Source organism: Streptomyces cinereoruber (assembly GCF_009299385.1).
GTDB classification, from domain to species: domain Bacteria; phylum Actinomycetota; class Actinomycetes; order Streptomycetales; family Streptomycetaceae; genus Streptomyces; species Streptomyces bikiniensis.
This window is the reverse complement of record NZ_CP023693.1, coordinates 709,549-722,822: the sequence shown is the minus strand read 5'-3', so window position 1 is coordinate 722,822 and position 13,274 is coordinate 709,549. Positions and strand designations below refer to the sequence as shown.

The 13,274-nt window shown below is 75.8% G+C and carries 15 protein-coding genes and 1 pseudogene; 8 read left to right on the top strand and 8 right to left on the bottom strand.

Translation table 11 applies throughout. The features are described from left to right. The first annotated feature begins 71 nt into the window (after positions 1-71). Entirely contained in the window at positions 72-272 is a 201-nt protein-coding gene (locus CP977_RS03295) for a hypothetical protein (RefSeq protein WP_053640636.1), read from the top strand. An 83-nt stretch (positions 273-355) separates the two neighbouring features. Here CP977_RS03295 and CP977_RS03290 read toward each other — a convergent pair whose 3' ends face one another. Then, complete coding sequence (locus tag CP977_RS03290) at positions 356-964, bottom strand: universal stress protein (protein WP_308017205.1); 609 nt, start codon at positions 962-964, stop codon at positions 356-358. Here CP977_RS03290 and CP977_RS34715 point away from each other — a divergent pair. Then, positions 887-1,150: a universal stress protein gene (locus CP977_RS34715; protein ID WP_308017204.1), complete on the top strand. Its 264-nt coding sequence runs from the start codon at positions 887-889 to the stop codon at positions 1,148-1,150. The genes CP977_RS03290 and CP977_RS34715 overlap by 78 nt on opposite strands. Before the next feature lie 134 nt (positions 1,151-1,284). After that, on the top strand, positions 1,285-1,878 hold the full coding sequence (locus CP977_RS03280; RefSeq protein WP_152369575.1) for an Rv1733c family protein: 594 nt from the start codon (positions 1,285-1,287) through the stop codon (positions 1,876-1,878). Between the two features lie 78 nt (positions 1,879-1,956). On the opposite strand, the gene CP977_RS03275 is transcribed toward CP977_RS03280, so the two are convergent. Together CP977_RS03275 and CP977_RS03270 are read right to left on the bottom strand one after the other, a co-directional pair. Continuing rightward, the gene (locus CP977_RS03275) at positions 1,957-3,303 is read right to left on the bottom strand and encodes a nicotinate phosphoribosyltransferase (protein WP_062757299.1); all 1,347 of its coding nucleotides are present in this window, start codon (positions 3,301-3,303) and stop codon (positions 1,957-1,959) included. A gap of 66 nt (positions 3,304-3,369) precedes the next feature. Continuing rightward, positions 3,370-3,945 carry a rhodanese-like domain-containing protein gene (locus CP977_RS03270; protein WP_062757296.1) on the bottom strand — a complete coding sequence of 192 codons (576 nt, stop codon included), beginning with the start codon at positions 3,943-3,945 and terminating at the stop codon, positions 3,370-3,372. 136 nt (positions 3,946-4,081) lie between these two features. On the opposite strand from CP977_RS03270, the gene CP977_RS03265 reads away from it, so the two are divergent. After that, entirely contained in the window at positions 4,082-4,369 is a 288-nt protein-coding gene (locus CP977_RS03265; RefSeq protein ID WP_062757295.1) for a metal-sensitive transcriptional regulator, read from the top strand. 43 nt (positions 4,370-4,412) lie between these two features. Here CP977_RS03265 and CP977_RS03260 read toward each other — a convergent pair whose 3' ends face one another. The 3 genes from CP977_RS03260 to CP977_RS03250 all read right to left on the bottom strand — a co-directional run bounded on the left by CP977_RS03260 (position 4,413) and on the right by CP977_RS03250 (position 7,058). Further along, on the bottom strand, positions 4,413-5,156 hold the full coding sequence (locus CP977_RS03260) for a sulfite exporter TauE/SafE family protein (protein ID WP_152369574.1): 744 nt from the start codon (positions 5,154-5,156) through the stop codon (positions 4,413-4,415). Further along, complete coding sequence (locus CP977_RS03255) at positions 5,153-5,518, bottom strand: rhodanese-like domain-containing protein (RefSeq protein ID WP_062757293.1); 366 nt, start codon at positions 5,516-5,518, stop codon at positions 5,153-5,155. The genes CP977_RS03260 and CP977_RS03255 overlap by 4 nt, the downstream gene beginning before the upstream one ends. Positions 5,519-5,699: 181 nt before the next feature. Further along, on the bottom strand, positions 5,700-7,058 hold the full coding sequence (locus tag CP977_RS03250; protein WP_152371487.1) for an MBL fold metallo-hydrolase: 1,359 nt from the start codon (positions 7,056-7,058) through the stop codon (positions 5,700-5,702). Positions 7,059-7,208: 150 nt separating this feature from the next. On the opposite strand from CP977_RS03250, the gene CP977_RS03245 reads away from it, so the two are divergent. Next, complete coding sequence (locus CP977_RS03245; RefSeq protein WP_062757291.1) at positions 7,209-7,607, top strand: DUF302 domain-containing protein; 399 nt, start codon at positions 7,209-7,211, stop codon at positions 7,605-7,607. Positions 7,608-7,642: 35 nt separating this feature from the next. Here the strand turns inward: CP977_RS03245 and CP977_RS03240 are convergent, their stop codons facing one another. After that, positions 7,643-8,104 (bottom strand): CBS domain-containing protein, encoded by a 462-nt coding sequence (locus tag CP977_RS03240; RefSeq protein ID WP_152369573.1) that lies wholly within the window; start codon positions 8,102-8,104, stop codon positions 7,643-7,645. Between the two features lie 314 nt (positions 8,105-8,418). On the opposite strand from CP977_RS03240, the gene CP977_RS03235 reads away from it, so the two are divergent. Genes CP977_RS03235 through CP977_RS03225 form a run of 3 tightly spaced genes read left to right on the top strand, consistent with a single transcriptional unit; the run spans position 8,419 to position 12,661 of the window. Beyond that, complete coding sequence (locus tag CP977_RS03235) at positions 8,419-9,501, top strand: alcohol dehydrogenase catalytic domain-containing protein (RefSeq protein WP_152371486.1); 1,083 nt, start codon at positions 8,419-8,421, stop codon at positions 9,499-9,501. After that, positions 9,498-10,274 (top strand): HAD family hydrolase, encoded by a 777-nt coding sequence (locus CP977_RS03230; RefSeq protein WP_062757289.1) that lies wholly within the window; start codon positions 9,498-9,500, stop codon positions 10,272-10,274. Before CP977_RS03235 ends, CP977_RS03230 begins: the two co-directional genes overlap by 4 nt. Then, positions 10,271-12,661: a glycoside hydrolase family 65 protein gene (locus tag CP977_RS03225; RefSeq protein ID WP_152369572.1), complete on the top strand. Its 2,391-nt coding sequence runs from the start codon at positions 10,271-10,273 to the stop codon at positions 12,659-12,661. Before CP977_RS03230 ends, CP977_RS03225 begins: the two co-directional genes overlap by 4 nt. A 45-nt stretch (positions 12,662-12,706) precedes the next feature. Here the strand turns inward: CP977_RS03225 and CP977_RS34710 are convergent. After that, a pseudogene (locus CP977_RS34710) lies at positions 12,707-13,127 on the bottom strand (Acg family FMN-binding oxidoreductase); the annotation flags it as partial. Positions 13,128-13,274: the final 147 nt, after the last annotated feature.

The window sequence follows — 13,274 nt, the reverse complement described above, 5'->3', positions numbered from 1 at the left end:
CCGGCCCCGGATGCGTTCTCGCCGACCGGACACGAGAATGGCCAGTGCCGGACGAACACGTAGGAGGCGGCATGAACGCTGAGCCCGACAAGACGTCCCCGGGGGACTTCCCGACGCCCGACCGGCTGCTGCACGCCGGATCGGAAGGGGAGTTCACGGCGGAGGACCTGGTCCTCGCCTCCGGCCGTGACGTGACCCCGAAGAACCTCGCCTGGGCGGAACGCCGCATGGCGGAGAAGGGGCGCGCTTCCATGGACGAGCTCCTGCCCTAGCGCCTGTCCCGTCGGCCCCGGCCCGGGCGCACGCCGCCCCGGGCCGGGGCCGACGCGCGTCAGGGCGGTCCCGGCGGGGGCGTTCAGCCGTGGGGGACGAGGGCCACCGGGGCGCGCCCGTGGTGCAGGACGGCGTACGCCACGCCGCCGATGTGCGCGCCCGGCGCCGAGCGCCGGGCGCGCCGGCCGACCACCACGAGGGACGCGTCGGCGGCGGCCCGCACCACCTCCTGGCCCGCCGAACCGATCACGACCCGGCCCTCGGCCGCGACCTCCGGATACGCGGCGCGCCAGGGCTCTAGGGCTTCGTCCAGGGAGGCCGCGACCTCCGGGGCCACGGCGGGCCGGACGTCCGGCCCGACCGGAGGGCCCGGCAACGCGTGGACGGGAAGCCGCTGTACGTACAGGGCGTGCACGGAGGTCCGGCGCCGCGCCGCCTCCCCGAACGCGAACGACGGCACCTCGTCGCAGGGCCGCCTCAGATCGAGGCCGGCCACGACGGCCCCGTCCGGAACGCCGGCGCCGCGCGCCCTCACCAGGACGACGGGCACCTCGACCCGGCCCGCGACCGTCATGCCGACCGATCCGACGAGGGCCTCGCCGGCCGCAGACGGCTGCTCGCCGAGTCCGTCGCGGGCCGCGCCGGGCGCCACCCCGAGGTGGAGGTCGTCGAGGAGGTCGTGGGAGGCCACCCGGTCGAACAGCTCGCCCTGGCCTCGCGGTCCGCCCTCGCCCTGGTCGTCGGCCGCAGGGGACGCGGCGGCTACCCGGGCATGCGGCTCGGCTCGACGCTCCACGGCCTGCTGCGCCACGCCGAGTGCCCGGTCGTCACCGTCCCCGGCCCGCCCGTGGACCGCTCCCGGACCGCCGGGGGGTGAGGGCGGTGCGGGCCCCGGACCAGTCGGCCCCCTCCGCCGGCCCCCTCGTACCCTGCGCCGCACGGCGAACGGACGGAAGAATGGACATCGGAGCCGCCGGAACGCAGGCGGACCGCTCCCACGGGAGGTGCGGCATGACCCGCCACGAACCGTCGGACGGCGACGGCGCCCCGCGCGTGCCGGAAGCCTTCGGACGCGCCGCTCTGGTCCTCCTCCTGACGCTCGCCCTGGTCTGCGGCGCCGTGGCCACCGGAGCGCTCTGGAAGGCCGGGGCCGACGCCGACCGCGAGCGCGCCGCCCACCGGCACCGGGTGACGGCGACCACGACCGGGCCGGCCAGGGAACCGTCCGCCTCCACCCGGTACGGCACGGAGCCGTACGCCCTCGCACCGGCGACCTGGGAACACCCCGAGCGCGTGAGCCGGTCCGGGACCGTCCGCGTGCCGCCCCGGACGCCCCCGGGCCGCGCCGTGACCGTCTGGGTGGACGAGACGGGGACCCCGATACGGGCCCCCGGCGACGCCGCGAGCCGTTCGCTGACCGCGGTCTCCGGCGGTGTCGCGGTGGCGGGTCTCGTCGGCGCGGCGGGAGCCGGCGCGCTCCTCCTCGTACGGCGGACGGCCGAGGGGCGCCGGTACGCCGCGTGGGAGCGGGAGTGGGAGCGGGTGGAGCCCGTGTGGTCCGGCAGGCTCCGCCGGGACAGCGGCGCGGGAACGGACGACGACTGACCGCCCGGGGGCGGACGGTTCCGTCGGGGCATGCCGGCCGTTACCGTCACCCCGGTACCGCCACCGCCACCGCCACCGTCACCCCGCCGCCGTCCGCCCGGCGCCCGTCCGTGTCTCGATCCGGTGCCGGACCAGGGTCGTCAGGGCCGTCAGCCGGGGCGAGACCGCGGGGACGGGCGGCACGGGCCGCTCGATGCGCCGGGCCTCCTCCGGCAGGGCGGCGAGGTCCCGCTCGAAGCGCTCGCGGGCGGCCGCCGGGGTGTCGGGCGGTTCCGTCCGGAGCCCGCCGCGCATCACGGTCCGCAGCAGCGGCTCGGCGTCCCCGGGCGGATCCTCGTGGGCCAGGCCGACGACGTCGCGGAAGCCCGGGCCCCGGAAGACCTGCTTGGGGCCCGGCGCCGTCGCCTTCGCCGACGACAGCTTCATGACCGGCCGTCCGTCGTACTCGACCAGCTTGTACGCCATGTCCAGGTACGGCGCGTCGGCGGCCGTCCCGACCTTCGTGCCCACGGCGTACGCGTCGATCGGCGCTCCCTCCCGTACGAGCCGGTCGACGCCGTACTCGTCCAGGCCGCCGCTCGCGATGATCCGCACCTCTTCGAGGCCCGCGCCGTCGAGCACGGTACGGGCCCGGCGGGCCAGCGCGCCCAGGTCGCCGCTGTCGAGGCGGATCCCGCACCCGGGCCCGAGCCGCAGGTCCTTGAACACGCGCGCGGCCGTCGCGACGCCGCGGTCGGTGTCGTAGGTGTCGACGAGGAGGGCCACTGGACCGGGGTGGGTGCGGGCGAAGGCCCGGAACGCCCGTTCCTCGGAGCCGAAGGCCTCGACGTACGCGTGGGCCATCGTGCCCGCCGCCGCGATGCCGTACCGGCGGGCGGCGGCGACGTTGCTGGTGCCGGCGAAGCCGACCAGGGCGCACAGCCGGGCCGCCTGTCCGCCCGCCTCGGGCCCGTGGGTCCGGCGCAGCGAGAAGTCCACCAGGGGGCGCCCGGCGGCGGCGAGCACGCACCGCGCCGCCTTGGAGGCGACGGCCGTCTGGTGGCAGAGGAGGGACAGCAGGTACGTCTCCACGAGCTGGGCCTGCGGCAGCGGCGCCGTGACCTCGAGCAGCGGCTCGCCCGCGAGGACGATCCGCCCCTCGGGCACGGCGCGGACCTCCCCGTCGAAGGACAGGCCGTGGAGCGGTTCGAGGTCCCCGACGGGCCGCCGCAGCGTGTCGGCGAAGTCCTGGACGTCGGAGCGGCCCACCCGGAACCGGGAGAGGTAGTCGAGGGCCGGTTCGAGGCCCGCGGCCACGAGGAACCCGCGGCCCGGCGGCAGGTCCCGCACGAAGAGGCTGAAGGCGGCCCGGCCCCGCATGTCCTCCCGCAGGTACGAGAGGGCCATCGTGACCTCGTACAGGTCGGTGGTCGTCACCTGGGACATGCTTCGAGCATGCGCGGCCGGGCGGCGGTCCGCACGGGGACGAGGACGTGGGGCGCGGTCCTCGTGTCAGCGGGCGCGCAGTGCCGCGAGGGTCGCCTCCAGATCGGCGGCGCGGGGACGGTTGTGGGGGAGCCCGGCGAGCACGGCGGCCATGCCGCAGGTGTCCGTGACGGCGGAGAGGACCAGGCCGGCGGCGATGCCCGCCGAGAGGAGCTGGAAGGCCGGGTGGACGAGGACGCCGAGCAGGAGGCCGAGGAGCACGACGGTGCCGGCGGTGAGGCGGACCTGGCGCTCCATGCCCCAGGTGGCCCGGGCCGCGCCCCGGGGGCGGTGCAGGTCGTGGCCGTCGGCGGCCCAGGCGCCCGTGCCGCCGGAGAGGGTGGCGGTGTCGACGCCGTGCTCGGCGAGGAGGCGGCAGGCGTTCTCGGACCGGGCGCCGGACGCGCAGACGACCAGGACGTCGCCGCGGCCGGCGGCGTCGCGGATGTCGGGCAGCGCCTTCCGTATCCGGTCCAGGGGGATGTTCAGGGCGCCGGGCAGGTGGCCGCCGGCGTACTCGCCGGGGGTGCGGACGTCGATGACGGTCAGTTCGTGCAGGCGGGTGCGGGCTTCGTCGGTGCCGAGGGTCGCGGGCGCGGTCATGGCGGATGTCGTCCTTTTCTTTCCGGATTCTTTCCGGAGGTTCTTCCTGGAGGGGTCCGTGTTCTTTCAGGAGGGCCCCGAGGAGGATGAGGAGGAGGAGTAGATTACCCCTGGGGGTATGTCGTGAGGAGTGGTGATGGAGCTCGATCCGGCGGAAGCCGAGCTGAAGGCGGTCCTGAACCGTCTGCGCAGGGCGCAGGGGCAGATCGCCGGAGTGGTCCGGATGATCGAGGAGGGCCGGGACTGCGAGGAGGTCGTCACGCAGCTGGCGGCCGCGTCACGGGCACTGGACCGGGCCGGGTTCTCGATCGTCGCCACCGGCCTCCGGCGGTGTCTGGCCGAGGCGGCGGACGGCGGCCGTTCCCGCGAGGACCGGGACGAGATGCGCGGCCGTCTGGAGAGGCTCTTCCTCTCCCTGGCCTGAGCCGCACGGCTCCCTGGCCCGAGCCGCGCGGCGGCGGATCCGCTCAGACGACCACGTCGACGATCATCAGGCCCGCCACGCCGAGGAGTGCGAAGGCGAAGATCCGCTGCAGAGCCGGTCCGGTGATCTTCGACGCGAGCCGTTTGCCGTCCCAGGCGCCGAGGATCGCCGCCCCGGCGAACGGGGCGACCGCCTCCCACCGCAGGTCCCCGTCGGTTCCCGTCCGCGCGGTGAGCGCGGCCAGGGAGTTGACGGTGATGACCAGCAGGCTCGTGCCCACCGCCTGCTTCATCCGCAGCCCGAGGACCCCGACCAGGGCGGGAACGGCGAGGAACCCGCCGCCGACGCCGAGGAACCCGGTGACGGTGCCGAGTCCGGCCCCGGCGCCCGCCGCCTTCGCCGGGCGGACCCGGTCCGGCGGCCCGGAGCGCGCGGGACGCAGCATCCGCACGGCGGCCAGGGCGGCGACGAGCGAGAACGCCCCGGTGAGCACCGCGGGAGGGAGGCGTCCGGCGACGGCTCCGGCGAGGAACGCGGGCGCGATCCCGGCCGTCGCGAAGAGCGTCCCGGTCCTCCAGGCGACGTTGCCGTCCCGGGCGTGGACGGAGAGGGCGGTGGCGGAGGTCGCGGTGACGATGACCAGGGCGGCGGTGGCCGCCGAGGCCGGGGAGAACCCGAGCAGGTAGATCAGGGCCGGGACCGCGAGGACGCTGCCGCCGCCACCGAGGGCGCCGAGCGCCAGGCCGACGACGGCCCCGGCGGCCAGGGCGAGGATCAGGGCGCTCACGCTATTGCGCCGCTGTTCCCGCGTTCGTCGACGACCGGGTGCCCGGTGGCGGCCCACGCGTTCATGCCGCCCTTCACGTCCACCGCGTCCGCGCCCCGCTCGGCGAGGAGCTTCGCGGCCTGCCGCGAGCGGTGTCCGCTGCGGCAGATCACCACGAGCGGGCGGCCCTGCGCGGAGGCGGGCAGCGCGGCGCCCCCGGCCAAACCGGTCAGCGGGGCGTGCACCGCGCCGGGGGCGTGCCCGGCCTTCCACTCGGGCTCCTCCCGCACGTCCAGCAGGACGGCCTTGGGCCGGTCCCCGGCGGTGCGGGCACGCGCCTCGTCCACGGACAGGCGTCGTCCACGCCTTCGGAAGAGGGACATCGTCGGTCTCGCCCTTCTCTCGTTCTCGTTCTCGTTCGGGGTGGGGGCTTCTCGTCCGGGGGACCGCGGGCTTGTCCGGGGTACGGCGAGACAGTCCGGTGTACGGCGGACTCGTCCGGGGTGTGGCGGGCCCGTCGGGGTCCGGCAGGTGCGGGCCCGGGCGGCCGGGTCCGTCCCCGGTTCAGTCGGTGGCGACGGTCAGTCCGGCCTCGGCGGCGGCGTCGAAGCCGTCGTCGACGGCGACCGCCTCGCGCCCGGCCGCGTCGAGCAGGGAGGCGGCGACGGCGGCGCGCATGCCGCCGGCGCAGTGCACCCAGACCGTCCCGTCGGGCACCTCGCCGATGCGGTGGTGCAGTTCGTGGACCGGGACGTGGACGGAGCCCTCGATCCGTCCGGCCGCGCGTTCGGAGGCGCGGCGCACGTCCAGGACGACGGTCCCGTCCGCGTCCCGGGCCGCGAGTTCCGCGAACGTGGCGCGCCGGAAGGACGCGGGGCTCTCGCCGTCGCGGATCCAGGCGGCGGGGCCGCCGGTCGCGGCGGCGGCAGGCCGGTCGATCCCGACCCGGACCAGTTCGCGCTGGGCGGCGGCGAGCTGCCCGGCGGACTCCGCGAGCAGCGTGACGGGCTTGCCCCACGGGACCATCCAGGCCAGGTAGGTGGCGAGCTTTCCGTCCGCCTCGAAGTTGAACGAGCCGGCCACGTGCCCCTCCGCGAACGCGACCCGGTTGCGCAGGTCCACGACCCACTCCCCGGCGGCGAGCCGCGCGGCGATCTCGTCCGGGTCGGCGACCGCGGGCGGGGTGAGGTCCACCGGCGCGGGACCGGCCGCGTTCGCCGGGCCCATGTGCGCGTAGTAGGCGGGGACGTCCTCCAGGCCCGCGAGCAGGTCGGCCACGAAGGCGTCCACGTCGGTGGTGAGGGCGGGGTTGGCGGCCTTCTCCTCGCCGATCGTGGTCGCGTCGCCGTCCGCCTGCGCGGAGGAGCAGAAGCTGCCGAACCCGTGGGTGGGCAGGACGGCGGTCTCGTCGGGCAGGGCGTCGGCGAGCCGGTGGGCGGAGGCGTGCTGGGCGCGGGCCAGTTCCTCGGTGAGGCGCGGTTCGACCAGGTCGGGGCGGCCGACGGTGCCGATGAGGAGGGAGCCTCCGGTGAAGGCCGCCACGGGCCGGCCGGCCTCGCTCAGTACGTACGCGGTGTGGTGCGGCGTGTGTCCCGGGGTCGCGACGGCCGCCAGGGTCAGGTCCGCGTCGACGCCGACGGTGTCGCCGTCCGCGATCGGGACCCGGGTGAACGAGACGCGCGCGGCGGCCGGGACCAGGTAGGCGGCGCCGGTGAGCCGGGCCAGCTCGAGGCCGCCGGTGACGTAGTCGTTGTGGACGTGGGTCTCCACCACGTGCGAGATCCGCACCCCGCGCCGGGCGGCGGCCGCCAGGACCCGGTCGACGTCGCGGGGCGGGTCCACGGCCACTGCCGTCCGCTCGCCCCCGGCCAGGTAGCTGCGGTTGCCGAGGCCCTCCAGCTCGATGGTGTCGACGAAGAACACGGGCTTGCTCCCTTCGATGGAAATTACCCCCGGGGGTATGTCGTTCACCCTAACAGGATTACCCCCGGGGGTATATTCCGGGCTGTGGGGTCCCGCCGCTCCGGAGCGGGTGCCCCGGCAGTGCCGACATCGCGAAGGAAGGCGAGCACCATGCCGTACGACCGCACCGTGAAGCTGACGGGAACCTTCGAGGAGACCGTGGAAGCCGTCCGCCGCGCCCTCGCCGAGCAGGGCTTCGGCGTCCTGACCGAGATCGACGTACGGGCCACCCTCAAGGCCAAGCTCGACCACGACATGGAGCCCTACCTGATCCTCGGCGCCTGCAACCCGCCCCTGGCCCGACAGGCCCTGGACGCCGACCGCTCGATCGGTCTGCTGTTGCCGTGCAACGTCGTGGTCCGCACCGAGGGCGACGAGGTGGTCGTGCAGGCGATCGACCCCGCCGTCATGGTCACGCTCGCGGGCGTCGACGCCATGGCGCCCGTGGCCGACGAGGCCGGCCGTCGCCTCGACGCCGCGCTCGCCTCCCTCGGCACGGGCGGGGCCTGAGACCGCCCCCGGCGGCCGCCCTCCGTGGTACCGCCTCAGGAGCCGGTCCGTTCGCCGGAGCCGGTGACCAGTGCGCACCGGACGTCCACCACGCCCTCGACGCCCTGGACCGCTCCCCGCGTGTCGACCACCGGCAGCCGTTTCGCACGGTGGACGGCCATCAACCGCGCGGCCCGGGGCAGCGAGGCACCTGGGCCGACCGTGACCGGGGGAGAGGTCATCAGCTCCCGCGCCCGCCGGGACCCGGCCCTGGCCGTGGCGTCGAGCCGGTCCCGCTGTTCCAGGAGACCGGGACGGTGGTCGTGGAACTCCTCCTTGAACAGCAGGTCGCCCTCGGAGACCACGCCGACGACGCGCCCCTCCCCGTCGACGACCGGGACGGCCGTCACCTTCCAGCGCTCCATGGCGGCGACGATCTCCTTGAACTCCGCGTCGGGCCGGACGGCGACCACCCTCCTGGTCATCACGTCGGCCACCGTGAACGTCCGGGTCGTCATGGCTCTCTCCTCACCCGCGTGCCCCGGGAACAGGCTCCCCCCGCCCCGGACGACACCGGGAGGACCCCGAAGACCCGTACGGAGGGCCGAACGGCCCGGTTGCGGCGGCGCGGGTTCGCGGAACCCTGGAAAGGAGCGCGGTCGAGGAGGAACGTGCTTCCGGCGACCGCGCCCGCACCGCCCGGGAAACCGGGCCGGCCCCGGTGCCCGAGCGGTCCCCTTTCCGGGACCGATCGGCCCACGCGCCGCCCGGGGCGGCGGCCGAGCCTGGGGAGGAAGGCACCCGAACGCCGTACAGGAAGTGGGTGGACAGCATGAAGGCCGCCGTCTTTCAGGGGCCGGGCAGCATCGCCTGGCAGGACGTTCCCGACCCCGGCGTCGAGGACCCCGGAGACGCGATCGTGCGGGTCGACGTCGTCACCGTCTGCGGCACGGACCTGCACATCCTCAAGGGGGACGTGCCGGAGGTGACACCGGGCCGGGTGCTCGGCCACGAAGCGGTCGGCACGGTGGTCGAAACCGGCCGGGACGTGCGCACGGTACGGCCCGGGGACCGGGTCCTGGTCTCGTGCATCACGGCCTGCGGCCGCTGCCGCTTCTGCCGCGAGGGCCGTTGCGGCCAGTGCCGCGGCGGAGGCGGCTGGATCCTCGGGCACACCGTCGACGGCACGCAGGCGGAGTACGTCCGGGTGCCGTTCGCCGACCTGTCCACGCACCCGCTCCCGAGCGCGGTCGACGGCTTCGACGCCGTCCTGCTCGCCGACATCTTTCCCACCTCCTACGAGGTGGGCGTCCTCAACGGCCTCGTCCACCCGGCCGACACGGTCGTCGTGGTCGGCGCCGGGCCCATCGGCCTCGCCGCGATCGTCACCGCCCGCCTCCTCAGCCCCGGCCGGATCATCGCCGTCGACCCCGACCCGGCCCGCCTGGAGGCCGCGCGCAAGCTCGGCGCCGACGCCACCGTGGCCGCCGACGAGGGACCGGAGCAGCTCGTCGCCGACCTGACGGACGGCCTGGGCGCCGACGTCGCCATGGAGGCCGTGGGACTCCCGGAGACCTTCGAGACCTGCACCCGGATGGTCCGGCCCGGCGGACGAGTCGCCAACATCGGCGTCCACGGCAGGCCCGCGACCCTCCACCTCGAAGACCTGTGGATCAAGGACGTCACGATCACCACCGGCCTCGTGGACACCACGTCCACCCCCATGCTGCTGCACATGCTGGCGGTCGGCCGGCTGCCGGCGAAGGAGCTGGTCACCCACCGCTTCGAACTCGGGCAGATGGAGGAGGCGTACGACGTGTTCGGCCGCGCGTCCGACACCGGCGCCCTCAAGGTCGCGCTCGGCGGCCCGCAGCACACCGCCGTCCAGGTCCCCGACCCGCCGGCCGTCGCGTGAACGGGCGCCACGGGAGCCTCCCGCCGCCCCGGAGCGTCGTCCTCGACACCGACGGCGTCCTCCTGGACTCCGCCACCGCGCACGCGGCGGCCTGGAAGACCGCGTTCGACGCCTGTCTCGCCGCGCGGGCTCCCGACGGCGCCGGAGCCCGCGCGCCGTTCGACGCGGACGCCGAGTACCGCCGCCACGTCGACGGCCGGTCGCGGTACGACGGCGCCGAGGCGTTCCTGACCTCCCGGGGCATCGCCCTCCCGCCCGGCAGCCCCGGCGACCCGCCCGGCACCGACACCGTGTGGGCGGTCGCCGCCCGCAAGGAGGCGGCGTTCCGGGAGGCCCTGGCCGCCGGGGCGGTCACCGCCTTCCCCGACGCCGGGGAAGCGCTCACGGCCCTGCGCGCGCTCGGCGTCCCGCGCGCCGCCGTCTCGGCGTCCCGCCACGCCCGGACGCTCCTCGCGGACACCGGCCTCGACCGGCTCCTCACGGTCGTCGTGGACGGCGGGGACGCCGCCCGGCTCGCCCTCCCCGGAAAACCGGACCCGGCGCTCTTCCTCCACGCCGCCGCCCTCCTGGACACCCCTCCCGGCGACACCGCCGTGGTCGAGGACGCGCTCGCCGGGGTGCGGGCGGCCCGCCGGGGCGGCTTCGGCCTCGTCGTCGGCCTCGACCGGAGCCCCGGCGGGCACGCCGGGGCCTCCCTGCACGCGGAGGGCGCCGACCTGGTGGTCCCCGACCTGACGGCACTGGTGCGGAAGACGTGGAGCGGGCGGACATGACCGACGGCTGGACGTGGACCTACGACCGGTACGACCCCGCGCGCGAACGCCTCGTCGAATCGCTCTGCACCCTCGGCAACGGCAGGTTCGCCACCCGGGGCTCCGCCCCCGAGTGCCCGGCAGGACCCGTCCACTACCCGGGCACCTACCTGGCCGGCTGCTACGACCGGCGCTCCTCGACCGTCGCCGGCCGGCGGATCGAGAACGAGGACATGGTCAACCTCCCCGACTGGACCCGGCTGCGCTACCGCTGCCTCCCGGACGGCGGACCGCCCGGCCCCTGGCTGACGCCCGGCTCCCCGGACCTGCGCCACTACGGCGTACGGCTCGACCTGCGGGCCGGGACCCTCACCCGGCACCTGTTCTTCCGGGACGCGGACGGCCGCGGACTGCGCGTCGACCACACCCGGCTCGTGCACATGGGCGACCCGCGCCTCGCGGCCCAGCGCAGCACCTTCCGCGCCTACGGCTGGACCGGCGCCGTCGAGGTGGAGTCCGTCCTCGACGGCGCGGTCGTCAACGCGGGGGTGGAGCGGTACCGGAACCTGGAGGGGCGCCACCTCACGGACCACCGGAGCGGGTTCGAGCCCGACGGGACCGCCTGGCTCTCCTGCCGCACCACCGACCCGGGCGTCCGCCTCGGCCTGGCCGTCCGCACCGACGCCCACCCCGGGGCCCCCGCCGTGGAGACGGCCGGGCCGACCGGCGCCGTCCGGACGTACCGCCTCCCGATCGGCCCCCGCCGCTCGGCGGCGCTCGTGAAGACCCTGGCCCTGCGGACCTCGGCGGACCGGCCCGACGGCGACCCGCGCGCGGCGGCCTGCGCCGACCTCGCCGGGGCACCCGCCTTCCCCCGGCTCCTGGCCACCCACGAGGCGTCCTGGCGGCGCCTGTGGGAACAGGGCGAGCTGCACGTCCCCGGCGAGGTGGGCCGCGTCCTGCGCCTCCACCTGTTCCACCTGCTCCAGACGCTCTCCCCGCACACGGCGGACCTCGACGTCGGCGTCCCCGCCCGGGGGCTGCACGGCGAGGCGTACCGGGGACACGTCTTCTGGGACGAGCTGTTCGTCCTGCCCCATCTGAACCTCCACTTCCCCGAGGTGTCCCGGGCCCTGCTCATGTACCGCCACCGACGCCTCCCGGCCGCGCGCGCGGCGGCACGCCGCGCCGGTGCCACGGGGGCCATGTACCCGTGGCAGAGCGCGAGCTCGGGCCGGGAGGAGACCCAGCAACTGCACCTCAACCCCCGCTCGGGACGCTGGCTCCCCGACCACTCGCACCTCCAGCACCACGTGGGCTCGGCCGTCGCGTACAACGTGTGGCGGTACGCGCAGGCCACCGGCGACCGGGGGTTCCTGCACGCCGAGGGGGCCGAGATCCTGCTGGAGGTCGCCCGCCACTGGGCCGGCGCCGCCGCCTTCGACCCCGGCCCGGGGCGCTACCGGATCCGCGGGGTCATGGGCCCCGACGAGTACCACGACGCCTACCCCGGCGCCACGTCCCCGGGCATCGACGACAACGCCTACACCAACGCGACCGCCGCCTGGGTCCTCGCCCGGGGCCTCGACCTCCTGGCCGAACTGCCCGACGCCCGACGGGCGGAACTGACGGAGGAACTGTCCCTCGCCGACGAGGAGCTCGCCCGCTGGGAGGACGTCTCCCGCCGCCTCCACATCCCCTTCCACCGGGGCGTCATCAGCCAGTTCGAGGGCTACGGCGACCTGGCCGAACTCGACTGGGAGGGATACCGGGCGCGGTACGGCGACATCCGCAGGCTCGACCGGATCCTGGAGGCGGAGGGCGACGCCGTCAACCGCTACCAGGCCTCCAAACAGGCCGACACCCTCATGCTCGGGTACCTCTTCCGGCCCGCCGAGCTGCGCGCGCTGTTCGCCCGGCTCGGCCACCGCCTCGACGACGACGTGTGGCGCGCCACCGTCGCGTACCACCTGCGGCGCACCAGCCACGGCTCGACGCTCAGCAGCCTCGTCCACGGCTGGGTGATCGCCCGGCAGAAGGGCGCCGACGCCTGGCGGTACTGCGAGGAGGCCCTGCTCGGCGACGTGGCCGACGTCCAGGGCGGCACGACCGGCGAGGGCATCCACCTCGGGGCGATGGCGGGCACCGTCGACCTCGTGGAGCGTGGGATCACCGGCCTGGAGCCCGGCCCGGAAGGGCTCCGCGTGGAACCGGTGGTCCTCGCGCAGATCCCCCGGTTCGCCTTCACGATCTGCTTCCACGGCCACCGGGGAGTACGCGTGCGCGTGCTCCCCGGGCGGCTGGCCGTCCGCGTCCCGACCTCCTCCCGGAGCCCGCTCACGCTCCTCCTGCCGGGCGGCCGCCGGTACCGGATCGCGGCGGGGGAGGAGCGCTGGCTCCGGCTGTGAGCGGCCCGGGAGGGGCTTCGGCTTCGGGAGGCTCCGGGAGGCGGCTCAGGCGAAGCCGAGCACCTCGGAGACAGGCCGGCGGGGGAGTGGCCCGCCCCAGGGGCCCGTACCCCATGCGGATCACCATCTGGACGAAGCTCGTCGTGGACAGGGGGTCCCGCACGAGGTGGCGCAGCTCGGGCCACTCCAGCGGCTGGGACATCAGGGAGGTGGCGAGCCCGTCGAGCGTGGCCCGCAGCAGGACCCGGTGCAGCGCCTGCCCCGCCGCCGGCCACTCCCGGGGGGCGTCCCTGACCGTGCCGAGCAGCGCGATCTGCGGATCCCTCTCGAAGGGCGCCGCACCGCGGTCGGAGACCCGGCGGGGGGAGTCGAAGTCCCGCACCGGAGAGGTGACGTCGTACTGCCTCGGACCGAGCGCGTACGAGGGGATCCCCTCCGTACCGGCGTCCTCGTCGGCCGCGCCGGTCGAGCATCGACTGCCCCGTGGCCACCGTCCGCACCGCCGACACCAGGTCCGAGCCCCTGATCTGCTTGAGCACGTACCCCGCCGCCCCCGCCATGATCGCGTCGATCAGGGCGTCCTCGTCGTCGATCAGGTCGCGCAGACCCCGCC

Excerpts from the sequence above, each read along its gene's own strand:
- CP977_RS03225 (WP_152369572.1), top strand. The coding sequence starts at position 10,271 with ATGACCGACGGCTGGACGTGGACCTACGACCGGTACGACCCCGCGCGC.
- CP977_RS03240 (WP_152369573.1), bottom strand. The coding sequence starts at position 8,104 with ATGACGACCCGGACGTTCACGGTGGCCGACGTGATGACCAGGAGGGTG.
- CP977_RS03265 (WP_062757295.1), top strand. The coding sequence starts at position 4,082 with ATGGAGCTCGATCCGGCGGAAGCCGAGCTGAAGGCGGTCCTGAACCGT.
- CP977_RS03275 (WP_062757299.1), bottom strand. The coding sequence starts at position 3,303 with ATGTCCCAGGTGACGACCACCGACCTGTACGAGGTCACGATGGCCCTC.
- CP977_RS03245 (WP_062757291.1), top strand. The coding sequence starts at position 7,209 with ATGCCGTACGACCGCACCGTGAAGCTGACGGGAACCTTCGAGGAGACC.
- CP977_RS03280 (WP_152369575.1), top strand. The coding sequence starts at position 1,285 with ATGACCCGCCACGAACCGTCGGACGGCGACGGCGCCCCGCGCGTGCCG.
- CP977_RS03255 (WP_062757293.1), bottom strand. The coding sequence starts at position 5,518 with ATGTCCCTCTTCCGAAGGCGTGGACGACGCCTGTCCGTGGACGAGGCG.
- CP977_RS03295 (WP_053640636.1), top strand. The coding sequence starts at position 72 with ATGAACGCTGAGCCCGACAAGACGTCCCCGGGGGACTTCCCGACGCCC.
- CP977_RS03235 (WP_152371486.1), top strand. The coding sequence starts at position 8,419 with ATGAAGGCCGCCGTCTTTCAGGGGCCGGGCAGCATCGCCTGGCAGGAC.
- CP977_RS03270 (WP_062757296.1), bottom strand. The coding sequence starts at position 3,945 with ATGACCGCGCCCGCGACCCTCGGCACCGACGAAGCCCGCACCCGCCTG.